Source organism: Actinoplanes sp. NPDC049316, from assembly GCF_040677315.1.
In the GTDB taxonomy this organism is placed as follows: Bacteria; Actinomycetota; Actinomycetes; order Mycobacteriales; family Micromonosporaceae; genus Actinoplanes.
Genome location: NZ_JBFAQM010000008.1, coordinates 232,909 through 258,756 on the forward strand (window position 1 = coordinate 232,909; position 25,848 = coordinate 258,756).

A 25,848-nucleotide genomic window follows, 5' to 3' on the forward strand; every position below is an offset into this window, starting at 1 on the left:
GGGTCGGGTCGGTGACGCCGAGGGCTCACGGGGTTTGCCCCGGGCCCTGGGGGTTATCGATCCGGCAGTGTTCCCGTGGCCCGGGCGCCTTCGCCGGCGACCGGTGGCGGGGACCACGTCAACCCAGGTGACCAGGACGCCGATCAGGAGGGTCCGGGCGCATCGGCGCCCGACAACAGTATGGAACGTACGCGTTTCTTCCGCCGCCCGGTGGTCTGGATCATTCTGGTGATCATCGGTGCTATTGCGCTGAGCTCATTCTTCACCAGTGGTCCGAGCTACCAGCGAGTTGATACTTCCGTCGTCCTCGAGCGACTCAACCAGCCCGGCATCAAGAAGGTCGTCCAGGAGGACAAGGAGCAGACGCTCCAACTCGAGCTGGCGGCCCCGGAGCGGTTCGACGGCAAGACCACGGACAAGATCGAGACCCAGTATCCGTACGAGCTGACGGACGAGATCTGGAACGACGTCCAGCAGGCGAAGACCCAGGGCCGGATCACCGGCACGATCGACGCCACGGTCTCCGGCGACAGCATCCTGCTGAGCCTGCTCGTCAACCTGCTGCCGATCGCGATCCTCGTGATCCTGCTGCTGCTGTTCATGTCGCAGATGCAGGGCGGCGGCTCCCGCGTCCTCAACTTCGGCAAGTCCAAGGCGAAGATGCTCACCAAGGACATGCCCAAGACGACGTTCGCCGACGTGGCGGGCGCCGACGAGGCGGTCGAGGAGCTCCAGGAGATCAAGGACTTCCTGCAGAACCCGGCGAAGTACCAGGCCCTCGGCGCCAAGATCCCGAAGGGCGTGCTGCTGTTCGGCCAGCCCGGTACCGGTAAGACGCTGCTGGCCCGCGCGGTCGCCGGCGAGGCCGGGGTGCCGTTCTACTCCATCTCGGGCTCGGACTTCGTCGAGATGTTCGTCGGTGTCGGCGCCAGCCGCGTCCGCGACCTCTTCGAGCAGGCCAAGGCGAACGCGCCGGCCATCGTCTTCGTCGACGAGATCGACGCCGTCGGCCGCCACCGCGGCGCCGGCATGGGCGGCGGCCACGACGAGCGCGAGCAGACGCTCAACCAGCTGCTCGTCGAGATGGACGGCTTCGACACCAAGGGCGGCGTCATCCTCATCGCCGCCACCAACCGCCCCGACATCCTCGACCCGGCGCTGCTGCGCCCCGGCCGCTTCGACCGTCAGATCCCGGTCGACAACCCGGACATGGAGGGCCGCCGCGCCATCCTGCGGGTGCACGCCAAGGGCAAGCCGTTCACGCCGGACGTCGACCTCGACTCGGTGGCCCGGCGCACCCCCGGCTTCTCCGGCGCCGACCTGGCCAACGTCATCAACGAGGCCGCGCTGCTGACCGCCCGCAACGACAAGCGGGCGATCTCCAACGACTACCTCGAAGAGGCGATCGACCGGGTCATCGCCGGCCCCGAGCGGCGCTCCCGGGCGATGAGCGACAGCGAGAAGAAGATCACCGCGTACCACGAGGGCGGGCACGCTCTGGTCGCGTACGCGCTGCCGCACTCCGCGCCGGTGCACAAGGTGACGATCCTGCCGCGTGGCCGCTCGCTCGGGCACACGCTGGTCCTGCCGACCGAGGACAAGTACACCCAGACCCGCGCCGAGATGATCGACACCCTGGCGTACGCGCTGGGCGGCCGGGCCGCGGAGGAGCTCGTCTTCCACGAGCCCACCACCGGCGCCGGCAACGACATCGAGAAGGCGTCCGGCCTGGCCCGCGCCATGGTCACCCAGTACGGCATGAGCTCCAAGCTGGGCGCGGTCAAGTACGGCTCGAACAACGACGAGCCGTTCCTGGGCCGCTCGATGGGCCACGAGCGCGACTACTCCGACGCGGTCGCCGCCGAGATCGACTCGGAGGTGCGCGCGCTCATCGAGCTGGCGCACGACGAGGCGTGGGAGATCCTCGTCGAGTACCGCGACGTCCTCGACACCATGGTCCTGGAGCTGATGGAGAAGGAAACCATCACCCAGCAGGACATGGACCGCATCTGCGCCCGGGTGCAGAAGCGCGCCCCGATGTCGCCGTTCAACGGCTTCGGCAAGCGGCTGCCCTCCGAGGCGCCGCCGGTCCTCACCCCGGCCGAGCGCGAGAAGCTCAAGGCGCAGGCCGAGGCCGACGGGCAGGTCGCGGTCGGCGGCGGCAACACCACCCCGTCGGACATCAACCCGAACGGCAACGTGGAGGGGCACTGATCACCGACGCCAGCTCGACGGAGCCCGCGGACTCCGACGACGAGCTCGACTACCTCGCCGCGCGTCTGGTCGACGGCAAGCTCACCGGCTCCCCGGTCGAGCAGGCCGTCGACCTGGCGCGCATCGAGAAAGCGGTCCGGGAGATCCTCCTCGCCATCGGGGAGGACCCGGACCGCGACGGTCTCCAGCGCACCCCCGCCCGGGTCGCCCGCGCGTACGCCGAACTCTTCGCCGGCCTGCGCGTCGACCCGGCCAAGGTCCTCACCACGACGTTCGAGGCCAACCACGAGGAGCTCGTGCTGGTCCGCGACATCGAGGTGATGAGCCTCTGCGAGCACCACCTCCTGCCGTTCCGCGGCGTGGCCCACATCGGCTACATCCCCGGCGTCGACGGCCGCATCACCGGCCTGTCCAAGCTTGCCCGCCTCGTCGAGGTCTTCGCGCGCCGCCCCCAGGTGCAGGAACGCCTCACCTCTCAGATCGCCGACCTGCTCATGGACAAGCTCGACCCTCGCGGCGCGATCGTCGTCCTGGAGTGCGAGCACATGTGCATGGAGATGCGCGGCATCCGGAAGGCGGGGGCGCGGACGGTGACGTCCGCCGTGCGGGGGGCCTTCCAGCGGGACGGCAAGGTCCGGGCCGAGGCCATGGCGCTGATCAACGCCCGCTGAGCTGAGCGGCGCTCGGGGGCCTCGGATATCGGTGTCCATCGACGGTGGCCGCCGACATACTGGCGTCGTGATCGAGAAGCTCAACCCGCCGACCGTCCACGAGCCGGCCGGTTACAGCCACGTCACCATCACCACCGCCGGGCGCCTGGCCCACCTCGCCGGTCAATGTCCCCTCGACCTGGCGGGCGCGGTCGTCGGCGAGCCCGGCGACTACGCGGCACAGACCGATCAGGTCGTCGCCAACTGCCTCGCGGTGCTCGCCGCGGCGGGCGCCCGGCCCGCCGACGTGGTCCGTTCCGTCGTGTACGTGGTCAGCTCGGACAGCGGTGTGCTCGGCGGCGTGTGGTCGCGGTTGATGGACTCCGAGCTGGCTCCCGCGTTCACGACGGCCGGCACGCTGCTCGGGGTGGCGGCGCTGGGATACGAGCGGCAGCTGATCGAGATCGACCTGACCGCCACCCTGCCGGATCGAGCAGAACCGCCCGGTCAGACGATCATGCGGTAGGTGTCGGCGCTGTCCATGGCCGCGCGGGCCAGCGTCGCCGCCTCATCCAGCCTGGTCCGGGCCTGCTCCAGCTGTGCGATCGCCGCCGCGATCGACGGGTGCAGCGAGCCGATCGCGGTGATCCGCAGCCGGGCGAGGGCGTCGTCCAGCTGGTCGTTGACCTGCTGGATGCCCGTCACGGCCCGCTGCGTGCCGTCCACCGACGCCGCCACGTTGGCCTTGATCTCCTCAACGCTGGCCATGACCCCTCCTCATGAGGACGCTCCGCTCACCGGATGAACGCAAGCAGCCCGACCCCCATGCACGTCAGCAACACCGGCGTCAGGCACGTGATGGCTCCCACCAACGGCGTACGGTCCACCTTCTCCGGACCGCCCCCGTACACGAATCCGATCGTGAGCCATCCCAGCCCGTACGCCAGCACCGGCAGGCTCAGCCCGCACAGCAGCGCGTACGTCGGGAGGGAGCCCGACGGTGCGATCAGGTACAGCACGATCTGCACGATGAGGACGGCCGCCGCGAAGGGCCCGTACACGAGGAGGTTGCGGGCCCACGGCCGGAGCGGGAGCGCCGTGCCCGGGCCGGCGCCCAGCATGCCGGCGTCGGCGGCGTCGGCGGTCGCTCGGGCCTGGCGCAGGGCGCCGAGGACGGCCGCCGGGCCCGCCGCGACCGTCTGCGCGGCGAGGGCCTGGTCGTTCGGCTGCGGGATCAGGGCGGCCTCGGGTACGCCGAAGTCCTGGATCAGCCGCGCGCGTTGGGGCGCCAGCCGCGCTCGTACGGCGGAAAGCTCCTGCTGGGCGGCCTGCAGGGTGGCCGCCTGCTCGCCGGCGGCGGCGCTCGCGGCCCGGCGCACCGCGTCCAGGCGCTGGGCGGCCGCCAGATAGTCCGCCCAGGCGCCCGCGGGCTGAGCGTCGACCTCCCCGCTGGGTTGCGCGCCCGTGTCCGGCACGCTCATCGGTCGACCTCGGGCTGCACGAAAGGCACGAAGGTCACCGTACGGCCGGCGTGCCGGTCGTGCAGCAGCGCCCGGTTCTCGCGCGGCTGCCAGTCGATCGGCTGGCCCAGCATCAGGGTGACGTCCTGCTGCGGCACGTTGAGGAACACCAGCCCCGCCACGTCCTCCCGGCCGGTGCTGCCACCGGTCTCCTCGCTGAACCGGCGCAGCCCGCGCCACCACGACAGCAGGTGCACGCCGCGGCTCGGCCCCTCACGCAGCACCTGACGCAGCGTGGGCAGCGTGCCGGGGCTCGCCGCGTCCATGCCGAACACCACGCGGTAGCCCGGTCGCTCCAGATCCAGCTCGGCGGCGAGGCCGGCGGCGTCGACCACCACGACCTCCTGCCGGTGCGCGATCTCCGCGGCGAGGGCCTCGGCGAGGCCGTCACCCTCGGCGACGAGGGACGAGATCACAAATCTTGTCGTACGGGGTGCGTGGTGGGCGGCAACGCTCCGGGCCGCCGCCTCCAGGACTTCCGCTCCCGTCGCGTGCGAGCCGAAGATCGCCAGGTGGCGGCCCGGGGACGCGTCGAGCGGGAACGCCGCCGTGGACAGATTCACGTCGATGACCCGGCCGAGGAGGGCCGCGGGACGCCCCGCCCGCCCGGCGAGCGCAGCCCGGTACGTCGGGTCGTCGGCGAGGTGCTGGTGGGCGTACCCGGCGAAGATCCGCGGTGGGGTCGCCTCCGGGTCGCGGGCGCCCCACAGCTTGTGCCGCAGGTCGCTGAGCACGTCCCGGTCGGCGTGCGGATCCGGGAACCGCACGATCCGCTCGTGGCCGCGGGTGGCACCGCGCGGGCCGCCGAGGCCGCCGGCGGTGTTCACGACCGCGGTGCCCAGCGGCAGCCCGGCGGCCGAGTCGTTGGTGGGCTCCAGGACGTCGCCGCCGCCCGGCAGCGCGATCCGCACCGGGAACTGGCCGAAGATCGAGTCGCGCTTGGCGTACAGGGCCTCGACGCCGAGGACGGTCTGGCTGGCCAGGACGAGGTGGATGCCGTACGAGCGGCCCTTGCGCGCCAGGGACTCCAGCAGCTGCACGGCCTCGGTGGCCATCGGGTCGTTGCCGGCCAGCAGCACCTGGAACTCGTCGATGACGCAGAGCACCCGCGGCATCGCCTTGCCGCGTCCCTCCTCGGCCGCCGCGGCGCGCAACTCGGCGAACCGGGTCACGCCCGCCCGCTTGTACGCCACCGAGCGGCGGGTCATCTCGGCGTCGAGCTCGCGCAGCACGGCAAGCCCGTACTCCCGGTCCGACTCGACGCCGACGGCCCGCGCGTGCGGCAACCAGGTCCGGTCCCGCACGGTGGGCACGAACTCGGCGAACGAGACGCCTTCCTTGAAGTCGAGCAGGTACAGGTTGAGCTCGTCGGGGCTGTAGCGCGCGCCCAGCCCGTACAGAACGTTGATGAGGAAGGCCGTCTTGCCGGCGCCGGACCGCCCACCGACCATCCAATGCGGAGTGAGGTCGTTGAACTGCAGGACGACGGGGGTGTCCCCGTCATGGCCGACCGTCGTGCCGAGGCCGTCGGCGGCGTCGGCGGTCCACAGCTCGTCCGACGGCTCCGGCAGCAGATCGGAGAGCGTCACCTGGGAGGCGGCCACCGAGTGCGCGGTCAGCTCCCGGCACACCGCATCGACGAGGTGCGGCGGTGGGTCCTCGTCGAGGAAGACAGGGGCGTTGAGCCACACCGCCTCCGGCATCGACCCGAACGTGGCGCCCGGCGGATTGCCGACGACCGCGTACGGATTCCGCAACGACACCTGAGTGGTACGCGGCAGCGGCGGCTGGATGGTCTCCGGCGTCAACGGGGGCGGCGGCCAGCCCGCGACGATGAGGTGCAGACCGGACTCCGGGCCCTGCTGCGCCAGCCAGGCGATCCGGTTCAGCTCGCCACCCTCGGTGAGCTGCGGCAGGCAGGCCACGACCAGCACCATCACCCGATCGCGCCGGTTGCGCCGCACCGCACCGCCCCGCGCCGGGCGCAGCCACTTCTCCGCCTCGCTGAGCACCTCGCGCAATCCGTTCAGATCCTCGGCGGGCGGCGCCATCAAACCGGCGTCGGCGAGCATCGCAAAAGGCGCGAACACCGCCCCGCGCGACGCATCGACCCCACGCACGAGCAACGACCCGGCCGGCGCGGCGGCCAGCAGGCGCACCAGCAGGCAGCGCAGCAGCCCCGCCACCCGAGGATCCCGCGCATCGGCGTCGATCGTGAGGTGCCCGCTGCCGAGCAACGGGACGACGGCCGGGAAACGCGCATCGTCAAGCGGCTGCGCCACCCCGAGGCGAACGAACTGAGGAAGCTCCGTCCCGCCCAGCGGCGCAACCGCGGAAGCCGCATCCAGCGGCGACCCCAACCACCCGGGAACGAGCGCATTCGCGGCGGCCCGCAACTCCTCGGCCAGCCGATGCTGCTCCACCGAATCGGCGGCGGCCGGCGCCTGCCCGTCCAGCGCGGCGGCAGCGGCCGCAACGGTGGCCTCCGCCTGGCGGTGCAGGGCAGCGGCCTGCTCGATCCGCCCCGTCGACGCCACCGCCCCACCTCCGTGTGTGCGCTTGAACCGTACCCTGCACAGTCACCCAGGCCCGCACCGCGCAGCCACGCCCAATCTTCCCAGCCCAGACCGACAAGGGTGACGCCCGGCCCCGCCGTTTCCTCTCCGCGGCGAGGAAAACTCCCCGCCGTTTCCTCTCCGCGGCTGGGACCGGCGTGGAGGGGAAAACGCGCCGCCGGTTTCCTCTCCACGGCCGGGACTGGCGTGGAGGTGGACCCGCGGTCGTGCGGCCGGCTTCTGCGGTCCGATCAGGCGACGCCCTGAGCGACGAGCCGGCCGTCGACGAAGGCGTACACGGGCTGCGGACGGAAGCCGGCGAACAGCAGCTCCCGATGCTTCTCGAACCGCACGTGATGCTGCTCCTGCACCCCCACCACGAACTCGTACCGCTTCACCAGCTCGACCGAAGCGAACCGCACGGTCCGCACCACGTCGACGCCGTCCACCTTGATCGACAACCGTCCCCAGAACTTGTTGAACGAGAACTCCACCCGGTGCCGCTCACCGACCCCGACATCGAAACCCATCTGCACGCCCAGCACTGTACGGTTCGCCGACCGGTCCACAGCGGAGCCCACTAACCTGGTAAGGGTGCAGCCCACCAACCCGCCCGCCCAGCCGGCGCCCCCACCCTCGACGCCGGCCGCTGCGCCCCCGAAGCAGAGGAACCGCCGCACCCGGCTGATCGTGGCAATGGCAGGGGGGATTCTGGCGCTGCTCTGTCTGGGTGGAGTGGGAGTCTTCATCTCCTTCTACGACGAAGCCACCAAAATCGAACGAAAAAATCCTGACATTGTGGTCTCCAGCTATCTCCGTGCGTACTTGGTGAACCGCAATGATCAGGAGGCATCGCTGTATACCTGTAAGTCAGGCGGAGATCTGGCTGGCATGTCGGCCCTGCGGGACGAGATGGCCAACCGGGAGAAGGAGTTCGACGTAACGGTCAGCGTCAATTGGGGTTCGTTGAGCGTGTCGCAAGATGGTCAGGGCCGATCGGTCTCGACTGAACTGACTATCGTCGGCTCGTCAAACGGCCAATCGGTGAGCCAGCGAACCGACGCCTGGCGGTTCGGTCTCGTGGACGAAGACGGATGGCGGGTATGCAGCGCCACCAAGGTGTCTTGAACTACTCCACCCACAGGATGTGAACGGGGACTGACAAAGTGGGAGGGGTTTTGCCGCTCCATGCCCAGCGATACCAGTCCAGCTCCGTCGCCACCCGGGCGCAGATATCGCCGTCGTCGCCCGTGTGCAGTTCCGTGACCGCTCTCAGATCGCGCCGCTCGCCGCCGTCCTCGAGCAGTTCCACCACTCGCCGCCCGGTGAGCCCGTCGGCGTCGAGCGCCGCTACCGGGTTGCGGCGGGGCGGTTCGTCCAGGGACACGAGCCGGGACATCACGTCGGCCGGCTTGCCGCCCGTACCCGTCATGCCCAGCTCCTCCACCCACACCCGCTCGACCGGGACCAGCGGAGCGAAGACCTCCGTCTGTTCGGCCTCGGCGCGGTACCACTCGGCCTCCGGCATGACCGGTACGTAGGTCCGGCTGCCCTGCACCACCTTCTCGTCGGCGCGCAGGTCGGCGCGCCAGCCGTGGCCGGGCAGGCCGATGAGGACGCGCCGGCCGCGGAGGTGGCCGCCCATCGTGGCGGGGGTCGGCACGATCGGCCGGGGCGGTTCCGGGGCCCAGTCGGAGCGGCCCGTGAACGGATCGGGCATCGAACCACCCGTCACTGCGATCCGCCCAGCGGCGCGCCGTGCTGCGCCATGAACTGCACCGGGTCGACCGCGCTGCGGCTCGAGCGGTCGTTGTTCAGGTGCACCTCGAAGTGCAGGTGCGGGCCGGACGAGTTGCCGCTCGTACCGCTCAGGGCCACGACCTGGCCGGCGGCGACCCGCTGACCCACCCGCAAATCCGGCCTCTGCACCAGGTGACAGTAGCGGGTCATGATGTTGCCGGCGTGCCGGAGCTCGAGCATCCACCCGCAGCCGCCCTTCCCCGGGTAGCCGGGGCGGTTGCAGTCCTTCTTGCCGCTGAACGTCTCGTCGCACTTGATCCGGGACACGACCCCGCTGGCGACCGACCGCACCGGCGTCCTGAGGCCGACGATGAGGTCGACGCCCTGGTGCTTGGGCCGGCTCGCCGTACGGAATCCGGACCCGACGGTCCACTGCTCACCCTGTGCCGCCTTCGCCGCCAGCGGGTTGGTCCAACCCGAGGCGGCGACGTCCGCCGCCGACGCGCAAACCATGGAGACCGAGTTGCCGACCGCGTTCGCCGCGCCGTCGGCGAGAAGGTTCACGATCTGCGTCGCAATCGGTTCATGCTTCGCGTACGCGTCGGGGTAGGCGCTGATCTGCACGCGCTGCGCCGCGCGCGTCAGCGGCATCGACTCCCAGCCGTCGACTGTCTTGAGCTTCTCGTAGAACTTCGTGGCGGCGTACTTGGGATCGGTGACCTCGGCGGGGGTGCCCCAGCCGCTGCTCGGCCGCTGCTGGAAGAGCCCGAGCGAGTCGTGGTCGTTGCGTTTGCCCAGGTTGCCGAGGTTGGTCAGCCGGGATTCCTGCATAGCCGTGGCGACGGCGATCACCCATGCGCGGGGCGGCATCTTCAGTTCCGCGCCCACGTTGATGATGATCGCCGCGTTCCTGATCTGCACGGGCCCGTACGGCCGGACGCGCGGCAGCCGCGAATCGGGATCGATCGGCCCGCCGGTGCCACAGCCCGAGCTGTACAGCGTGAGATCGTCGTCTTTGTCGGTGAAGGCGCCGAACACGAGGGCGCTGACGGCCCCACCGCAGCACAGCAGGGCGAACGTCGCGACCAGGGCCACCAGCAGCGCGACCCGCCGGGGCCGCCGCAACGTCGTCACGAAGCCTCCCAGTCGACGCCGTCCACCAGCCACTTCCCGTCCGGGGCCACCAGCTGCAACGTCACCTTGCCCGAGTCCACGGTCACGACCGCGTTGGCCAGGCCGTCGCCCACGGGTACCAGTGCGGGCCGCCCGATGACCCGGTCGGCGGGCACGTCGGCGGGATCCACCCCGTCCAGCTCCTCGGCGAGGTTCTTCGTCGCGTTGGGCAGGATCCCGTCGTGCCAGGTCTTCGCGGACACGTTCTTGTGGTCGACCCAGGCCGACGCGAACGCGTACGCGACAGTCTCGGGCGAAGCGCTTCCCGGCTTGGCGGTCGGCTTCGGCGGAGGCGCGTCGTCCACGATGACGCCGTCGTCGTCGTGGCTCGGGTCCACGCTCACCGTCGGCGCGGGCGACACCGGATCAAGCAGTTGCTGCCGGCCGCCCCCACCGTCGGAGAAGAGCCGACCGATGCCGACGACAGCCAGCACCAGAACGGCGATCACCAGGGCGACGCCCCACCGCGACCGGAACAGTCCGGTGAGGCCGCGTTCGAGGACCCTCGGCACGGCTGATCACCGGGCCTCGGTGCGTACACGGGGCGGCGCCTGCTCCCGGGTGGTGCTCCCGGTTTCCGGGCGGTAGATCGCGTACGAGGACGGTGTCTCGGCCACGTCGGGTTCGGTCCACGTCGACGTCCGTCGCTGCCGCGCAGCCGGTGCAGCGGCACCCGCGGGAAGCGCGACGGGACGCCGCTCGGTCGCCGGGGCGTCGTCCCGGACCGACTCGGACCCGTCGGGCCGGGTGGCAGGCGCGGAACCGCCCCCCGTCGCAGCCGGCGACTCCGTACGGGAGGCCACCGCATGCGCCGGGTCCTCCAACCTCGCCTCTGGCCGCAGGTTGGTCTGCTCGACGAACACGGTCCGGCCCTTGCCGATCTGCGGCTCGTTGGTCCCGCCGGCGTCGGCGACATCCAGCTTCGCGGCCTCCCGCATGTCCCGGAAGAACCGCCGATGCCACGACCCGGCGGACGTGATGGCCGCGGTGCTGTCCTTGCCGCCGAGCTGGGTGATCCGCCGGTACGGCCGCAGCAGCAGCCACCCCACCACGCCACAGAGCCACACCAGGACCACCTGCAGCCATCCGGGAAGACTCGCGGTGTTCATGATCAGGTCGACGGCGAACAGGTAGATCGCTGCCCCCGTACCGAAGATCGCAATGTTGAAGATCGCGGCGACGACCGCGTTGCCCAGCCGCCGGATCCCGGAGCTGGCGGGCCGCAACAAACCGACGGTGCCGAGAATGGGCGCGGCGATGACCGCCCATCGGAAGATCAGGAACCCGAGCAGCACCAGCAAGGAGGCGGTGAGATCGAACATGGCGAACATGACGGCGGCCAGCACGGCAATGAACCCGGCCCCGATCCGATCCATCCCATTGACACCCTGCAAATACTCGTACGCCTCGGGATCCTCGGTCCGAATCTGCTCAGCAACCTTCTTCCACTGATCGTTCTTCGCCGTGAAGGTCGGCTGACGATCGTCGGGATTCGTCCTCAACCGCTCGGCGTCTCGCCATGTAAGCGAGCGAGCATCGTAAAGAGCACGGCCGTATTTCTGCGCGGTCTCGCTGTCTGCCGACCCTAGGAGACCTCTCAACCAGTTCCGGTAGAGCATCGTGTCGGTCGACGTGTCACTGGCACGCACTGCGGGAGGGCGATTATCTTCGCACGCCCCCGGCGTCGGATCGTCACACTTTCCGTCGGGGGTGTTCTGGGCGCGCGGTCCAACGGCGTCATGGACCACCCCGAGGGTCGTGATGAGGCTTTGGTCGGCCACGTTCGCGGACTTCACGGGCCACGCGGCGATCGCCGTCACAGCCACCATGATCAGGATTGCCCAGCCCGCAGTCGTTGTGGCAGCGCCCATGTCGGCCTGCCTCGAGCGCCAAATGAGGTAGAGGCCGACGACCGCAAGCGTAATTACGCCGAAAACGCTGAAGACCTTCTCATATACGGCCTTGGTTGCTTGCTCGACCAGCGGGTCCGCCCAGCCCCACAACGATTGCGGATCCCATGCTCGCTCGCGCAGCGCGTTAGACGCGCCGATGACCGCCGTAGCAATCATGAACTCGCCGTTGGCAACGGTCGTCTCAAACTTGGTGTCCGGTGCGGTCAGTGTGGAAGCGCACCCACCTTCGAGGTCGTACGTCGTATAGCTGTATCCGGCGTAACCGTATTGGCTGTAGATTCCCTGCGGACCGTTGAGCTTCGACGACTCGGGGCGTTCCGCGAACCATCCCGCCAACCCCGAGTCAGGAGTGCTCGGAGTTGGTGGATTGAGACACTGAGCCCGGTCGCCCGCTACGTCTGCAAGGCGGGAGACGCAGGATTTGAAGTCTTGCTTCCATTCGTCGGTGCTGCATGCTCCGCCCGGTGCCTGCAGCGGACCCGCCATGGCCGGCGCCGGTGCTGCCACCGCCCAGGCGATGCTGGCCACCACCGCGACCGTCCATGTCATGACCATCGCGCAGACCCGGCGGAGCATGTCAGACCTCCAGGTCGGAGAGGCTGGGGATGGCCGTCGGCGCCGCCTTGGCCGCTGCCGGGGTGGTGTCGAGGTGGTCGAGGAGGCCTTCGACGTACGAGACGTCGACTCTGACCTTCTGGACGCGGCCGTCCACGTCTCGCATCACGAATTCGCGGAAGCCGAGGCGGGCCGAGGAGGAGGTGTCCGCCTGGGACAGCGATGCCAGGGTGGCCTCGTAGCCGTCGTGGACCGGTACGCGGAGCAGCCGTAGCGCCTCGGAGGCGATCTCCTGGTCCTCGGCGATGCGGCCGACGAAGACCGTCGACACGAGGTTCTGCACGTCGAGGCCGAGGATGTCGCGGGGGTTCTGCGAGGCGACCAGCGCGGCGAGGTTCCATTTGCGGGAGTCGCGGGCGAGGCGGACCAGGAACGAGCGGCCTGAGCGCCAGCCCTCCATGAAGTGGGCCTCGTCGAGGCCGACCATCTTGCGGGACGACATGGAGCCGCCGTAGCAGCGGCGGACCGCGAGGCGGTGGGCCGTGTGCAGCATCGGCAGGGCCAGCGATTCCTCGGCCGACCAGTACTCGCGTTCGATCTTCAGGTCGGGCAGGCGCAGGCCGGACATCGTGATGACCGTGAGCGCGGAGTCGGCGCCGAGGAGGTGCTGCGGGGGCCGGCCGAAGAACAGCAGGGCCAGCGGCATCTCCGCGGTGTCCAGCAGGAGGTTGGCCAGCTCCTTGCCCTCGTCGTCGTCCAGGCCCTGCAGCGTGGCGACCACATCGTCCAGGGTGGACGTCTCCTCCGCGGGCACCTGCCGTACGGCGTGACGCAGCAGGGTGGCCGTCGACGCTTCCTTGGCGACCTGCGGCGGGACCAGCATGGAGCAGATGTCCTGGACCAGCATGCGGCGTTCGGCGCGGGCGTTGGAGACGGCGATCTCGTACTCGCGGTCGCCGGCCGGCCCGGTCGCGAACTCGGTGCGGACCGGGGTGGGGATCAGCGCGTATGGCGCCAGCGTCCCCTGCTCGGACCCGGTCAGGTTCAGCACCCGGGAGTACGGCCGCAGCTCCGGCATCTGGCACAGCCGGGCGAGCGGGCCGGACGGGTCGAGCAGCGTCACCTGGACACCGCGGCGGGCGTTGAGGTATCCGAGCGCGCCCATGAGGGTCGACTTGCCACCGCCGGGCTCCGCCACGAAGACGCCGAGGCCGGAGCGCTCCCGGACCTCCATGGGGAAGTGCAGGTCGAGGAAGACCGGCCGCCGGCAGGTTCCCGCCGTACGCCCGATCAGGTCTCCCCGGCGGTCGCCGACGGTCGACGCGGCCTGCGGCAGCGCGGCCGCGAGCAGCTTGACCGGCATGCGCCGCACGTAGCCGGTGTTGGCGATCGGCTCGCCCGGGATGAACTCGCGGGCCAGCTGGTCCTGGTTCTTCGGGTGCTGCAGCGAGATCCGCAGCTCGCGCGAGTACAGCTGGATGAGCCGGCGGGCCCGTTCCAGGCATTCCTCGCGGGTGCGCCCGCCCACCGCGATCCGGTGCCAGCCGTGCGCGCGTGCGGACTCCACGGGCAGGCCGGTGGTCATCTCGTCGCCGATCACCAGCGCGCGCTTCGCGAGGCGTTCGAGCTCCGGCGGGGCGTCGATGCCGTGCTCGGCGTAGTCCAGCTGCTGGGAGCGGATCATCCGGAGCCGGTGCTCGAGGTTCTTGAAGGAGCTGTTCGGCCCGAGGATGTCGATGCGTGAGGAGAGCTCCATCGGCCACGGCAGCCGCTCGTGGAAGTGCATCCACGGCTCGTGCTTCTCCGGGATCTCCAGCGGCTCCATGCGGCCCACGGACAGGACGGCGACGTGCCGCTCCTCACCGGTCATGCGGTTGACCAGCTTGACCGTGGAGCCGTACGGGGTCCGGTACCGCTCCACCTGCTCGGTCAGCGCGAGCAGGTCACCGCGTTCCCAGTGTCCGTTGGAGACCGGTGACAGGGGGCCGGGCGGGGCCATGCAGAGCGCGACCGAGCGGAACAGCAGCCATTCCAACTCCTGCGGGGTGACCCGCCGGCCGCGCATGCCGAACGCGTTGAGAACTTCGTCGAACTGCTCGACCGTACGGCCGAGCTTGCGTCGTTCCCCGTCGCTGGTCCCCTTGCCGAAGAGCCGCAGGATCCGCTCGGAGAAGGTGTCACCGAGCGACCGCCGCGCGAATGTCACGCCGAGGTACGTCTGCCCCTCGGCGTGGTTGACCGACAGCAGGTGCCGCTGCGCGGCGACGAGGTGGTCGGACCACGAGGTCCCGCCGGCGACGTCCGGCAGCGGCTTGGCGGTGAACGAGTCGACGGTCCGCGCCCACTCGTCCGCGGGGAACGGCCGGTTGGTGCGGCGCAGGTGCAGCCGGAAACCGGCGAGGCCCGCGTACTGCTCGGAGATCGCGGAGAGCAGCGCCTCCCGCTCGGCGTCGGGACGGAACGCCCAGCGCACCTCGGGCAGGTAGTACCAGGCCGTGACGGTGCTCTGGGTGAAGGTCAGGTGCCCGGCGATCTCGCTGATCTCCAGCTCGATGGCCGGGTCCCGGTCGCTGAACTTGAGCTTGTGCGGGCGCAGCGCGACCGGCTTGACGTCCTTCTTCGGCACGGCGGGCAGGTTGTCCGGCTGGTCGCTCTTCTTGCGCCGCTTCTTCGGCGCCTTCCCGGCGCGCGGCGCGGGTGCCTTCTCCGGCATCGGCGCCAGGCCGGCACGGTGGTCCGGCTCCGGATCATTCAGGTACGGCGGCAGCGGAGCGACCGGGTGCACGCCGGGGGCAGGACCGGCCGCCTGCTGCCACAGCGGCGGGTTCTGCGCGGGCGCAGGGGTGATCAGGTCCGGCGCGACGGGCGGGACCGGCGCGGCGACGCCGGGGCGGGCCTGCTCAGGCCAGTCGGCGAACTCCAGGTCGGTGTCCTCGTGCCCGTCGTAGAAGTCGGCCTGAGGTCCGACGGGAGCCCGCATGAAGGGCGACACCGGCGCGTCCGGCGATGCCCCGGTCCCGAAGGCCGAGGCTGCGGCAGACCCGGGTGGCACGGCAGGCCCGAGCGGGGCGGCAGGTCCGAGCGGCGTGGCCGGGCCGAGCGGCAGAGCATGCCCGGCGGGTGCGTCGAACGCCGCGGGGGAAGCGACGGCAGGCGGCGCGGAAGCCGGCCCAGGGGTCGCCGGTGACGCAAAGGTCGGCGGCACGGCGGCGGATGGCCCGGAATACGGCCCGGCGAAGCCCGGCGCCCCGGACGTGGGCCGAGCCGAAGCCGGCGCCCCGGAAACGGGCTGAGCAGGAGCCGGGGGCCGGGAGACGGGCTGAGCGGGGACCGGCACTCCGAAAACGGGCTGGGCCGCGAATCCGGAGCCGGGCTGAGCCGGAGGTCCGGAGACGGGCTGGGCCGAGACTCCGGAGGTGGGCTGAGCAGGAGCCGGCTGTCCGGAAGCCGGAGGCGCGGCGGCGGGCGCCCCGGGGTGCGGCTGCGCGGAGATCGGCCGGTCGGCGAAGGCCTCCGTCGGCGGCGGTGCCGGCGACACCGGGGTGACGGGCCGGACGCCGGTCGCGAGCGGGACTGTGGGGCGCGAGCCGGACGGCGGCATCCCAGTCGGATGGCCGTTGGGCAACGGCGCCGGTGCGGAAGGCTGAGGCTGTGCGGCGGCCGGCGACACCGGCCGGGTACTCGGCACGGCGGTCCCGGTGCCGGGAGCCTCCGTCGCGGAGGTGGCGGCCGGTGAGGAAGCGGGGGAGCCGGCGGCCCGGCGGGCGTCCTCGCCGTCGAAGTCGAACCCGAAGTCGAAGTCGGCGTCCGGGTCGTCCGGCGGCGTGGCGGTGGGCTGCTGCTGGGGAGCGGGGCTGCCGAACAGGTCGAGGAACGGTGAGTCGATGTCCATGGGGTCGACCGGCGGCGTGCCGTTCGTGCGGGGGCGTACCGGCTGAGGCGCCTGGAACACTGCGACCGCCCCGTGGCCGGGGCCGGCTACCTGCTCGGGGATGTCCTCCGGAGAGTAGTCGTTCGGTCGCCCAGAGTTACCCTGCCTGCCCTGAGGGGACGTCTCCGCTCGGGAATGGCCCGGCGGTGGGGTAGCGGTCATGCGAGGGCCCCGTTCGGGCATGCAGCGAGAGTGGCGAAACTGGTCATACCAACTCCTCCCGAACCCGGATGCGAGTGGCGACGAGTCGCGGGTCCCGTTGCTCGACGGCCGGCTCACGCGTGCGCTTCCAGTCGGTGAGCGCGGTGCGGATGACCATCCGGGCGGGCCGGTCGGGGTCGACGTGCCGGAAGACGTAGGAGGTCGTCACCATGGCCAGGGCGATCTCCCACGCGGGGAAGGCGTCGAACTCCCACGTGATGAGGTAGTGCAGGAAGACGAAGACCGGGACGAGGACGACGAACATCCCGTACTGCGCGTACGGCAGGTGCATCGGCAGGGTGTATCCGGGCGGGCCCAGATAGACCAGGCGTGCCCGGTAGATGTCGTCATCAGTGCGCAGGCGCATGGGTCTTCGGGCCTCAGCTGAAGATGAGGTCGATGAGGTAGTCGCCGACGAAGAACAGCGTCGCGGCGCCGGCGATGAACGCGAGGCCGACGATGGCGATCGCGCTGCTGGTCAGCACCTTGGAGATCTCACCGCGGCTGGCCCGGCCGATGAAGATGATGCCGAGCACGGCCAGCAGGATCGGTGCGATGTTGCTCGCGAAGAAGGTGACGACGCCTTCGGTGTTGATGCCCTTGGGCTCGGGGGCGGCAAGGGTGGCGCCGTGCTGGACCGCCGTCGCGACCTGCGCGGCGAGTTCGGTGGCGATCATCGGTAAACCTCCCGGGTGACCGGCGTGAGGGCGCCGGACACGCTGCAGTTGTGAAGCCTGACGGCAACGCCCATATGGTGCTACTTCCCGCTCACCGCGTCGAGTGCGCGGTCACGATCCTGAAGGGCTCTGCTGTCCTACCCACGCCCGTCTGCTCTCTTCGGTTCAATAATGATGCCTAGCTCCGAAGCGTACGGGCCGTACTTCTTACCTACAAGCTGCCTGATTCGTTACCCAAGGTAAAGACGTGACTGAACTTGAGTCACGCTGGATCGTACACGTGTGCGAAGATCGTCCGCCGGTACCGTCGTCGGGGTGAGTGAGCCGACCGGTAGCGCAACGACCGGGCAGGTCGCCGCCGACCTGCTGCTTCATCGAGATCACCCGGTCGTGATGGGCGTGCTGAATGTGACACCCGACTCCTTCTCCGACGGCGGCCGGTACGCCGATCTCGACGCCGCCGTCGCCCACGGAGTGGCACTGCGGGCGGCCGGTGCCGACATCGTCGACGTCGGCGGCGAATCCACCCGTCCGGGCGCCGACCGGGTCGACGCGGCGACCGAGACCGCCCGGGTGGTGCCGGTGATCAGGGGGCTCGTGGCAGCCGGTGTGCCGCTGAGCATCGACACGACCCGCGCCGCGGTGGCCGCCGCGGCCCTGGAGGCCGGCGCCGCGGTGGTGAACGACGTCTCCGGAGGGCTCGCGGATCCGGGCATGGCCGCGGTCGTGGCCGCCGCCGGCTGCCCCTGGGTCCTGATGCACTGGCGCGGCCATTCCCGCCGGATGATCGATCTCGCGGTCTACGACGACGTCGTGGCGGAGGTACGCGACGAGCTCCAGCGGCGCGTGGACGACGCGGTGGCCGCCGGCGTGGACCCCGGCCGCCTCATCCTCGACCCGGGTCTCGGCTTCGCGAAGAAGGCCGAACACAACTGGGCCCTCAGTGCTCACCTCGACGAGCTCATAGCGCTGGGCCATCCCGTGCTGTTCGCCGCATCGCGGAAGACGTACCTCGGGCGGTTGCTGGCGGACGCGAACGGCGAGCCGCGACCGGTGGACGGCCGGGAAGCCGCCACGATTGCCACCTCGGTGCTCGCCGTGGCGGCCGGGGCGTGGGGCGTACGGGTCCACGACGTGCGCGCCACGGTGGACGCGCTGGCCGTATGGCGGGCCACCGGGAGCCCGCGCCTGCAGAGGAGAGAGCCATGAACGACCGCATCTCGCTGCGCGGGCTACGCGTACGCGGAAACCACGGGGTCTTCGACTTCGAGCGTCGCGACGGGCAGGACTTCATCGTCGACGTGGAGCTGGAGCTGAACCTCGGCCGGGCCGCCGCCACCGACCACGTCGACGACACCGTGCACTACGGCGAGCTGGCCGGACGCCTGGCCGAGGTGATCGCGGGCGAGCCGGTGAACCTGATCGAGACGCTGGCCGACCGGCTCGTGGCGGTGTGCCTGGACGACTACCGCGTCAACGCCGCCACCGTCACCGTGCACAAGCCGCAGGCGCCCATCCCGCACGAGTTCGCCGATGTCGCCGTCACGCTGCGGCGCACCCGGTGAGCCGCGCGGTGCTGTCGGTCGGCAGCAACCTCGGCGACCGGTACGCCCACTTGAAGGCCGCCGTCGAGGGGCTGGGCGACAGCGTCGTGCTGGTCTCGGGCGTGTACGAGACGCCGCCCTGGGGCGACGCCGAGCAGCCGCCGTACCTGAATGCGGTCGTGCTGGCGATCGACCCGGCGGCGGACCCGCGGTCCTGGCTCGACCGCTGTCGTGCGCTGGAGACGGCCGCCGGCCGCGTACGGGACCCGCAGCGCCGGTTCGGTCCGCGCAGCCTCGACGTCGACGTGATCGCCGTCTGGGGCGACGACGACCAGCCGGTGCTCAGGGACGACCCGGAGCTGACCCTGCCGCACCCCCGTGCCCACGAGCGCGCGTTCGTCCTCAAGCCCTGGCTCGACCTGCAGCCGTACGCGCAGCTGCCCGGCCACGGCTGGGTGACCGACCTGCTGAATACTCCCGGCCTCGCCGCCGACGCGAACGCGATGACTCCCCGCCCGGATCTGCCACTAGAGTCAGAGGAGTGAGCAACAACCCCGGCGGCGCGGGCCCTGACCCGTCGCTGCGGCCGACCAGCCTCTCGGCCCTGGTCGTCGCCGCACTCGCGGCGGCAGCGGTCGGGTGGCTGCTGCTCAGCTCCTTCTACTCGGAGATGCCGCGGCTACCGTGGCTGCCGATCATCGTGCTGGTGGCGCTGGCCGTCGCCGAGGCGTTCCTGGCCCAGAACACGTCCGCGCGCATCCAGCGCAAGCCCGGCGCTCCGCGCGTCGACCCGCTCGCGGTCGCGCGCTACGTGGTCCTCGCCAAGGCGTCCTCGCTGGCCGGCGCGCTGTTCGCAGGCTTCTCCGCAGGGCTGCTCGCCTGGCTTGCGCTGGAGCCGACCAAGGCGGCGCGGGGCGACATCCCGGCCGCCATCGGCGGGGTGGTGGCCGCGGTCGCGCTCACCGGCGCGGCGCTCTGGCTGGAGCGGGCGTGCCGGGTCCCGAAAGAGCCGGACCAGAAGGACGGGGACGACTCGGGCAGGCGTGCCGGCCGCCCGTGAATTCGCCGGGTTTCTGCACTTGAACTGTAGCCCCCTCACTTCCGTATGCTGGGCCGCGCGAAGGAGGTGGACGACATGGCCTACGACGAGACCACGTACCGTCGGAACACCGGTGACGAGCAGGCGGAGAGCAATCCCGCGGCGTACCGGACGGGGCTGGCGGCCACCGACTTCCGCAACCGGCGGCGCGACCTGGACGCGGACGACTCCGGGACCCGCATCACCGAGCCGATCGCCGAGTCCCCCGCGCGCGACGACGGGCGCGACCGCCTGGGCGTGCACATCGGGTGGGAGATCGTGCTGCTGCTCGCCGTGGCGGCCATCGCCTATCTGCTCTACCGGCTCGATCCGGCGGCGCTGCGCCGTCCCGCGCTCGACACGCTGCTCATCTCGGGCGCCACGATCGGCCTGCTCACCCTCGGCGCCGGGCTGACGCTGCGGGCCGGCGTACCCAATCTCGCGATCGGTCCCATCGCCCTGGCCGGCGCCCTGCACTATGCCGAGAACGGTGACAAGGGCCTGGTCGAGTCGATGATCCCGGCGGTGGCGATCGCCGCCGCCGGCGGCCTCGTGGTCGCGCTGCTCGTGCTGATCCTGCACGTGCCCGGCTGGGTGGCGTCGCTGGGCGCCGCCATGGGCGTGATCGTGTACGACCAGCTGCGGACGGCTCCCGTGGCTGTCCAGGGCACCTACGACCCGGCCGATCAGGCGTTCTATCTCTTCGGCGGCTTCGCGCTGCTCGCCGTGATCGGCGGCGCGCTCGGCACTGTCACGTCGATCCGGCGCATGGTCGGCCGCCGGCGTCCGATGGGTGACCCGGCGGTCCGGCGCGGCGGTGCTGCGGCGGTGCCGGTGATCGCGTCGCTGGTGCTGTCGTCCGTCTTCGCGGTCGGCGCCGGCACCCTGATGGCCGCCCAGTCCAGCACGCCGATCGTCCCGGGCACCGGCCTGGAGTGGACGGGCATCGCGCTGGGCACGGCGCTGCTCGCGGGCACGAGCGCGTACGGCCGCCGCGGCGGCATCTTCGGCACGCTGCTGGCGGTCGCCGGCGTCGCGCTGTTCCTCGACTACGCCGACCGCCGCAACTTCGACATCGCGCTCTTCGCCATCGCCGCCTCGCTCGTCGGCGCGGGGCTGCTCGTCACCCGGCTGGTGGAGACGTACGGGCGGCCGCTGCCCGCGCCCGGTGTGGGCGACGACTGGGTGCCCGCCGCGAACGGCGGCACGTGGTCGCCGGACCTGCCCGAGACGTGGTCCCCGACGAGCACCCCGGCGCAGGGCCGGACGAGCGAGCAGTGGGACTCCGGGCCGTGGGGCAGCGGGCGCTGACCGCGTACCGCCGCCCTATGCTGGCTGCATGACCGACGCGACCTTCGCCGAGCTGGACGCCCTGCCGACCGACGAGCTGCGCGAGCGCGCCTTCGCGAAGGCGCGCGAGCGCCGCGACCTGGGCTTCTTCTGGTCGGTGCTCAAGCACCTGCCGGACTCGGACGATGCCGCCTCGCTCGACGGCGCCCCCAACACGGTCGGCCCGACCGTCGACGAGGCCATGGCGCTGTGGCGTGAGCTGACCGGGCACGGGTACGGGTACGGCGACCAGGAGCCGCTGCTGCGCGCCGCCTTCATCGACTACCTGCAGAAGCACCCGGCCTGAGGCCATCCATGCGCGTCGTTTGAAACTGAGCGCCCGCTGGGAATTAGCGGGCCATGGCTCTCACCAACCGCTACAAATCCGCGCCGGGTGCGGGCACGCTCGCCGCGCTCGTACTCGTCCTGGTCTTCGGCAGCCCCTGGTACGCCGACTGGGCCGCGGACAACACGAACCCGGACACCGCCGGGGGATGGTGGCTGCGCCTGCTGGCGTGGCCGCACTGGCAGTTCGACTCCGACGACTCGCTGCGCTCGATCATCATCGCCGACCTGAAGGCGATCCTGGTCGTCGTCCTGACCCTGCTCTTCCTCTACCTGCTGCCCGGCTCCCAGCTGGCCCGGGCGCGCGGCACGATCAGCCAGTTCTTCGCCGGCTGGGCGTCGTACATCTTCGCAGGCGGTTTCGCCGCGCTGCTCACCACGCTGTTCCTGGCCAACCCGACGCTGCTGGGCGCGTTCCGGGCGGCCGGCGACGGAGCCACGTACGGCCTCTTCGTCGGCTGGATCATCGGCCTGGCCACCCTCGGCGGTCGCCGGGGCACCCGTTAGCCCTCCTCCTGCCGGGCCGGGTGCACGCCCCCGCCACCAGAGGTCCGGCACTCACAGGCGCGGAGGTGTCCCGAGCCCCCGTCAGAGGCACCTCGCAGTCGCGCCGAGCCGTAGCCCGGGCCCTCCCGGCCCGGGCTGCGGTGTGTCTCAAGCGGGGGCCGTGGCCCGTTCCTCGGGTACGTCGAACAGTGCCGACCGGGCGATCGTGCCCACCGGCGTCCCGTCCTCGACCACGACCACGTTCAGCGCGTCGCTCGTGAGCATCACACCGAGGGCGTCGTACAGCGTGCCGCCGGCGTCCACGGTCGGCAGCCGGTCGATCTCCTCGATCTGACCGAGCGGTCGCATGGAGTCGCGCACCCGGGTGACCGCGAGGCGGCGGATGCCCCGGTCCTCGCCGACGAACCGGCTGACCGCGTCCGACGCCGGGTTGCTGAGCAGGTCGGCCGGGGCCGCGTACTGCATCAGCCGGCCGCCCTCGCCGAGGACCGCGATCCGGTCGCCGAGCCGTACGGCTTCGTCGATGTCGTGGGTGACCAGCACGATGGTCTTGCGAACCGCGGCCTGGAGCCGGAGGAACTCCTCCTGCAGGCGCGACCGCACGATGGGGTCCACCGCGGAGAACGGCTCGTCCATGAGCAGCACCAGCGGGTCCGCGGCGAGCGCCCGGGCCACCCCGACGCGCTGGCGCTGGCCGCCGGAGAGCTCGTGCGGATAGCGGCCGCCGAAGCGTGCCGGGTCGAGGCCCACGAGGTCGAGCAGCTCCTCCGCGCGGGCGCGGGTCTTCTTCTTGTTCCAGCCGAGCAGCCGCGGCACCGTCCCGACATTGGTACGGATCGTCTGATGCGGGAACAGGCCGACGTTCTGGATGACGTACCCGATGTGCCGGCGCAGCTCGACGGCGTCCCGCTGGGAGACGTCCTCGCCGTCGATGAGGATGCGCCCCTTCGAGGGCTCGATCAGCCGGTTGAGCATGCGCAGGATCGTCGATTTGCCGCAGCCGGACGGGCCGATGAGGACGACGAGCTCGCCGGCGCCGACATCCAGGCTGATGTCGCCGACGGCCACGGTGCCGTCGGGATAGACCTTGCCCACGTTCTCGAGCGTGATAGACGCCGCGCTCCGGCCAGCGCCGGAGTCGTTGATCGCGGTAGCGTCCACGTATGTCCTTCCTGTCGAGGGCCCCGGCGCCTGCGTGGCCCCTGGCCGCCCCCGCTGATGACGGGCCGGGAAATCCGTGGTTCTCCTGGCGCTATGTCCACGACAACACCGGCGAGATCCTCTCCGCTCTGCAGTTCCACGCGGGTCTCACCGCGCGCGCGGTGATCATCGCGCTCGTCGTCGCCGTGCCGCTCGCGGTCGTCGCCTACTGGTGGCGCCCGCTGACCGGCCCGATTCTTGCACTCTCCGGCGTCCTCTACACGATTCCGTCGCTCGCGCTTCTCGCGCTCGTCGCGCCGGCGGTGGGCACGACGAGCGACACGTCCGTCCTGATCGCGCTCGTCCTGTACGCCCTGCTCGTCCTGGTCCGCAACTCGCTCGCCGGCCTCACCCAGGTCCCCGCCGAGGTGCGGGACGCGGCCGCGGGCATGGGGTACGGGCGCCTCGGTCGCCTCCTGCGTATCGAGCTCCCACTGGCCCTGCCCGGCATCCTCACCGGACTGCGGCTCGCCACGGTGTCGACGGTGGCGCTGGTCACCGTCGGCTCGCTGATCGGCAAGGGCGGCCTCGGCGAGATGATCCTCGGTGGCTTCCGGAACAACTTCTACAAGGCCGAGATCATGACCGGCACGATCCTGTGCGTGGGCCTCGCGCTCGTGCTGGACCTCGTGCTCGCCGGGCTCGGCCGGCTGGTGACCCCCTGGGCCCGGGAGCGGCGATCGTGAACTACTTCCGCGAGGGGTTCGTCTGGCTGAACGACCCCCTGAACTGGACGAACCCGGGCGGCCTGCTGGACCGGCTGGGCGAGCACCTGCTGATCAGCCTGTGGGCGGTGCTGCTGGGCTGCGCGATCGGCTGGCCGCTGGGCATCTGGCTCGGGCACCGCGGCCGGGGCGGCGGCGGGATCGTCACGCTCGCCAACCTGACCCTGGCCATCCCCACGCTCGCCCTGCTCACGATCCTGCCGCTCACCCCGCTGGGCTTCGGCAAACCGCCGGTCGTGGTGGCGCTCGCGGTGTTCGCGGTGCCGCCGCTGCTGGCCAACGCGTACACCGGGCTGCGGCAGATCGACCCGGAGACCCGCGACGCGGCCAAGGGGATGGGACTGTCCGGCGGGCAGTTGCTGCGGCAGGTCGAGCTTCCGCTCTCCGTGCCCTATCTCGCCGCCGGATTGCGTACGGCGGCAGTGCAGGTGGTGGCGACGGCCGCGCTGGCGGCGTTCGTCAACGGCGGCGGGCTGGGCGAGATCATCTCGGCGGGCTTCGGCGTGGGCATGAGCAACGGCGGTGGCGGCCAGATCGTGGCCGGCGGCATCGTCGTGGCCCTGCTGGCGCTGCTCGTCGAGGCGCTCCTCGCGGTGGTGCAACGGCTCGTGACGCCGCCCGCCCTGCGGGGGGCGCGCCGCCGGCCGTCCGAGGCCGCGCCGGTGGGCTAGCCAGCCTGTATGCCACGTTCAGGGGGAAATGGGCGCCGGCCTGGTAACGAATGCGCAACGCCGATCGGGCGGCGGCATTAGTTGTCGTACCCCCGGGTTAGGAACGACGGTGCCGCTCCTCACCCGGGAGCGGTGCGACAACCGAAGAGTGCGGGCATCGGATCTTCGACTGCCCGTCGGACACGCGGCACGGCCTGCAAGCCGCGCCGGGACACAGAAGGCGGCAGTATGCGTCGAAACCTGCTCCTGACGGCCGGCACCCTCATGACCGCCGCCGTCATCCTCGCCGGCTGCGGCGAGTCCGGCTCCTCCGGCACCGCGGCCCCGCCCAGCTCCGCCTCGGGCGCCGGCTGCGCCCCGGTCGCCGGTGACAAGCTCGTCGTGCTCACCGACGACAAGAACCTGCAGAACACCGACAACATCGTCCCGGCCATCAACAAGAAGGCCTCGACCCCCCAGATCGTCGCGGCGCTCGACAAGGTCTCCGCCGCGCTCGACACGACCAAGCTCATCGAGCTCAACAAGGCCGTCGACATCGACCGCAAGTCCTCCAAGGCGGCCGCCCAGGAGTTCGCCACGGCGAACAACCTCACCGCGGGCATCCAGAAGGGCTCCGGCGGCAACCTGACGGTCGGCGCGGCCAACTTCAGCGAGAACGCCACGCTGGGCGAGCTCTACAACATCGTCCTCACTGCCGCGGGCTACACGGTGAAGGTCCAGCAGATCGGCAACCGCGAGCTGTACGAGCCCGCCCTCGAGAAGGGCGAGATCGACGTGGTCCCCGAGTACGCGGCCACCCTCGCCACGTTCCTGTCGGGCAAGGTCGAGGGCAAGGGCGCGAAGGACCCGTCCTCGTCGGACCTCGACACGACGATGACCAACCTGAAGGCCCTCGGCGAGAAGGCGGGACTGGTGTTCGGCACCCCGTCCACCGCCCAGGACCAGAACGCCTTCGCCACCACCCAGGCGTTCGCCGACAAGTACGGCGTGAAGACGCTGTCCGACCTGGCCGCGAAGTGCTCCGGGGCGGCCACGGTCCTCGGCGGGCCGCCGGAGTGCCCGCAGCGCCCGAAGTGCCAGCAGGGCCTCGTCGACACGTACTCGTTCCAGGCCGGCAAGTTCACCTCGCTGGACGCCGGCGGGCCGCTGACCAAGACCGGTCTGAAGCAGGGCACGATCAGTGTCGGCCTGGTGTTCAGCTCGGACGGCGCGCTGGCAGCCGGCTGACCGCCGGTTTCCCGTCCCGCGGGACCGTGCCCCGGTCGTTCACCCGGCCGGGGCCGGCCTTCGCGTTAGACAAGTTTTTCTCCGATGCATCGA

The 25,848-nt window shown here is 71.1% G+C and carries 27 protein-coding genes; 15 read left to right on the forward strand and 12 right to left on the reverse strand.

The genetic code is table 11. The features are described 5' to 3' along the window. The first annotated feature begins 180 nt into the window (after positions 1–180). From ftsH to AB0K03_RS15550, 3 genes are all read left to right on the forward strand, one after another. On the forward strand, positions 181–2,214 hold the full coding sequence (gene ftsH, locus AB0K03_RS15540) for an ATP-dependent zinc metalloprotease FtsH (RefSeq protein WP_364684704.1): 2,034 nt from the start codon (positions 181–183) through the stop codon (positions 2,212–2,214). Continuing rightward, the gene (gene folE, locus AB0K03_RS15545) at positions 2,214–2,885 is read left to right on the forward strand and encodes a GTP cyclohydrolase I FolE (protein WP_364684875.1); all 672 of its coding nucleotides are present in this window, start codon (positions 2,214–2,216) and stop codon (positions 2,883–2,885) included. Before ftsH ends, folE begins: the two co-directional genes overlap by 1 nt. Positions 2,886–2,952: 67 nt before the next feature. Further along, on the forward strand, positions 2,953–3,390 hold the full coding sequence (locus AB0K03_RS15550; protein WP_364684706.1) for a RidA family protein: 438 nt from the start codon (positions 2,953–2,955) through the stop codon (positions 3,388–3,390). Here the strand turns inward: AB0K03_RS15550 and AB0K03_RS15555 are convergent. From AB0K03_RS15555 to AB0K03_RS15570, 4 genes are all read right to left on the reverse strand, one after another. Then, positions 3,372–3,632, reverse strand: a complete 261-nt coding sequence (locus AB0K03_RS15555; RefSeq protein ID WP_364684708.1) for a hypothetical protein — start codon at positions 3,630–3,632, stop codon at positions 3,372–3,374. The two genes, AB0K03_RS15550 and AB0K03_RS15555, sit on opposite strands and share 19 nt — an antisense overlap. A 26-nt stretch (positions 3,633–3,658) precedes the next feature. After that, the gene (locus AB0K03_RS15560) at positions 3,659–4,345 is read right to left on the reverse strand and encodes a hypothetical protein (RefSeq protein ID WP_364684709.1); all 687 of its coding nucleotides are present in this window, start codon (positions 4,343–4,345) and stop codon (positions 3,659–3,661) included. Further along, positions 4,342–6,921 (reverse strand): FtsK/SpoIIIE domain-containing protein, encoded by a 2,580-nt coding sequence (locus tag AB0K03_RS15565; protein WP_364684711.1) that lies wholly within the window; start codon positions 6,919–6,921, stop codon positions 4,342–4,344. Before AB0K03_RS15565 ends, AB0K03_RS15560 begins: the two co-directional genes overlap by 4 nt. 269 nt (positions 6,922–7,190) lie before the next feature. Next, complete coding sequence (locus tag AB0K03_RS15570; protein WP_364684876.1) at positions 7,191–7,469, reverse strand: hypothetical protein; 279 nt, start codon at positions 7,467–7,469, stop codon at positions 7,191–7,193. Between the two features lie 64 nt (positions 7,470–7,533). Between AB0K03_RS15570 and AB0K03_RS15575 the strand changes: the two genes are divergently transcribed. Beyond that, positions 7,534–8,067 (forward strand): hypothetical protein, encoded by a 534-nt coding sequence (locus AB0K03_RS15575; RefSeq protein WP_364684713.1) that lies wholly within the window; start codon positions 7,534–7,536, stop codon positions 8,065–8,067. A gap of 1 nt (position 8,068) precedes the next feature. Here AB0K03_RS15575 and AB0K03_RS15580 read toward each other — a convergent pair whose 3' ends face one another. From AB0K03_RS15580 to AB0K03_RS15600, 5 genes are all read right to left on the reverse strand, one after another. After that, positions 8,069–8,659: a hypothetical protein gene (locus tag AB0K03_RS15580; RefSeq protein WP_364684715.1), complete on the reverse strand. Its 591-nt coding sequence runs from the start codon at positions 8,657–8,659 to the stop codon at positions 8,069–8,071. 11 nt (positions 8,660–8,670) lie between these two features. Beyond that, on the reverse strand, positions 8,671–9,813 hold the full coding sequence (locus tag AB0K03_RS15585; RefSeq protein ID WP_364684717.1) for a M23 family metallopeptidase: 1,143 nt from the start codon (positions 9,811–9,813) through the stop codon (positions 8,671–8,673). Beyond that, positions 9,810–10,364, reverse strand: coding sequence for a hypothetical protein (locus AB0K03_RS15590; RefSeq protein ID WP_364684719.1), 555 nt, complete (start codon positions 10,362–10,364; stop codon positions 9,810–9,812). Before AB0K03_RS15590 ends, AB0K03_RS15585 begins: the two co-directional genes overlap by 4 nt. A 6-nt stretch (positions 10,365–10,370) precedes the next feature. Continuing rightward, complete coding sequence (locus AB0K03_RS15595; RefSeq protein ID WP_364684878.1) at positions 10,371–12,251, reverse strand: MFS transporter; 1,881 nt, start codon at positions 12,249–12,251, stop codon at positions 10,371–10,373. 91 nt (positions 12,252–12,342) lie between these two features. Continuing rightward, entirely contained in the window at positions 12,343–15,813 is a 3,471-nt protein-coding gene (locus AB0K03_RS15600) for an ATP-binding protein (protein WP_364684880.1), read from the reverse strand. A gap of 205 nt (positions 15,814–16,018) precedes the next feature. Between AB0K03_RS15600 and AB0K03_RS15605 the strand changes: the two genes are divergently transcribed. Beyond that, the gene (locus AB0K03_RS15605; RefSeq protein ID WP_364684890.1) at positions 16,019–16,258 is read left to right on the forward strand and encodes a hypothetical protein; all 240 of its coding nucleotides are present in this window, start codon (positions 16,019–16,021) and stop codon (positions 16,256–16,258) included. Between the two features lie 198 nt (positions 16,259–16,456). Here the strand turns inward: AB0K03_RS15605 and AB0K03_RS15610 are convergent, their stop codons facing one another. Then, complete coding sequence (locus AB0K03_RS15610) at positions 16,457–16,819, reverse strand: hypothetical protein (protein ID WP_071805424.1); 363 nt, start codon at positions 16,817–16,819, stop codon at positions 16,457–16,459. Positions 16,820–16,832: 13 nt separating this feature from the next. After that, positions 16,833–17,129: a hypothetical protein gene (locus AB0K03_RS15615; RefSeq protein WP_249610509.1), complete on the reverse strand. Its 297-nt coding sequence runs from the start codon at positions 17,127–17,129 to the stop codon at positions 16,833–16,835. A 393-nt stretch (positions 17,130–17,522) separates the two neighbouring features. Between AB0K03_RS15615 and folP the strand changes: the two genes are divergently transcribed. From folP to AB0K03_RS15650, 7 genes are all read left to right on the forward strand, one after another. After that, positions 17,523–18,338 carry a dihydropteroate synthase gene (gene folP / locus AB0K03_RS15620; protein WP_364684882.1) on the forward strand — a complete coding sequence of 272 codons (816 nt, stop codon included), beginning with the start codon at positions 17,523–17,525 and terminating at the stop codon, positions 18,336–18,338. Continuing rightward, complete coding sequence (gene folB / locus AB0K03_RS15625; protein ID WP_364684721.1) at positions 18,335–18,694, forward strand: dihydroneopterin aldolase; 360 nt, start codon at positions 18,335–18,337, stop codon at positions 18,692–18,694. Before folP ends, folB begins: the two co-directional genes overlap by 4 nt. Continuing rightward, positions 18,691–19,218: a 2-amino-4-hydroxy-6-hydroxymethyldihydropteridine diphosphokinase gene (folK, locus tag AB0K03_RS15630; protein WP_364684723.1), complete on the forward strand. Its 528-nt coding sequence runs from the start codon at positions 18,691–18,693 to the stop codon at positions 19,216–19,218. Before folB ends, folK begins: the two co-directional genes overlap by 4 nt. Continuing rightward, a complete protein-coding gene (locus AB0K03_RS15635) occupies positions 19,215–19,733 on the forward strand; it encodes a DUF3180 domain-containing protein (protein ID WP_364684725.1) in 519 nt (172 codons plus the stop codon). The genes folK and AB0K03_RS15635 overlap by 4 nt, the downstream gene beginning before the upstream one ends. A 75-nt stretch (positions 19,734–19,808) precedes the next feature. After that, the gene (locus AB0K03_RS15640; RefSeq protein WP_364684727.1) at positions 19,809–21,062 is read left to right on the forward strand and encodes an ABC transporter permease; all 1,254 of its coding nucleotides are present in this window, start codon (positions 19,809–19,811) and stop codon (positions 21,060–21,062) included. 28 nt (positions 21,063–21,090) lie between these two features. Beyond that, positions 21,091–21,387 (forward strand): hypothetical protein, encoded by a 297-nt coding sequence (locus AB0K03_RS15645; protein ID WP_364684729.1) that lies wholly within the window; start codon positions 21,091–21,093, stop codon positions 21,385–21,387. Between the two features lie 53 nt (positions 21,388–21,440). Continuing rightward, positions 21,441–21,932, forward strand: a complete 492-nt coding sequence (locus AB0K03_RS15650) for a hypothetical protein (protein WP_364684731.1) — start codon at positions 21,441–21,443, stop codon at positions 21,930–21,932. A gap of 147 nt (positions 21,933–22,079) precedes the next feature. Here AB0K03_RS15650 and AB0K03_RS15655 read toward each other — a convergent pair whose 3' ends face one another. Beyond that, positions 22,080–23,093: an ABC transporter ATP-binding protein gene (locus AB0K03_RS15655; RefSeq protein ID WP_364684733.1), complete on the reverse strand. Its 1,014-nt coding sequence runs from the start codon at positions 23,091–23,093 to the stop codon at positions 22,080–22,082. 2 nt (positions 23,094–23,095) lie between these two features. Between AB0K03_RS15655 and AB0K03_RS15660 the strand changes: the two genes are divergently transcribed. The 3 genes from AB0K03_RS15660 to AB0K03_RS15670 all read left to right on the forward strand — a co-directional run bounded on the left by AB0K03_RS15660 (position 23,096) and on the right by AB0K03_RS15670 (position 25,755). Beyond that, positions 23,096–23,818 (forward strand): ABC transporter permease subunit, encoded by a 723-nt coding sequence (locus AB0K03_RS15660; RefSeq protein ID WP_364684735.1) that lies wholly within the window; start codon positions 23,096–23,098, stop codon positions 23,816–23,818. Continuing rightward, positions 23,815–24,528 (forward strand): ABC transporter permease subunit, encoded by a 714-nt coding sequence (locus AB0K03_RS15665; RefSeq protein ID WP_364684737.1) that lies wholly within the window; start codon positions 23,815–23,817, stop codon positions 24,526–24,528. Before AB0K03_RS15660 ends, AB0K03_RS15665 begins: the two co-directional genes overlap by 4 nt. A 228-nt stretch (positions 24,529–24,756) precedes the next feature. Next, complete coding sequence (locus AB0K03_RS15670) at positions 24,757–25,755, forward strand: glycine betaine ABC transporter substrate-binding protein (protein WP_364684739.1); 999 nt, start codon at positions 24,757–24,759, stop codon at positions 25,753–25,755. Positions 25,756–25,848 lie beyond the last annotated feature (93 nt).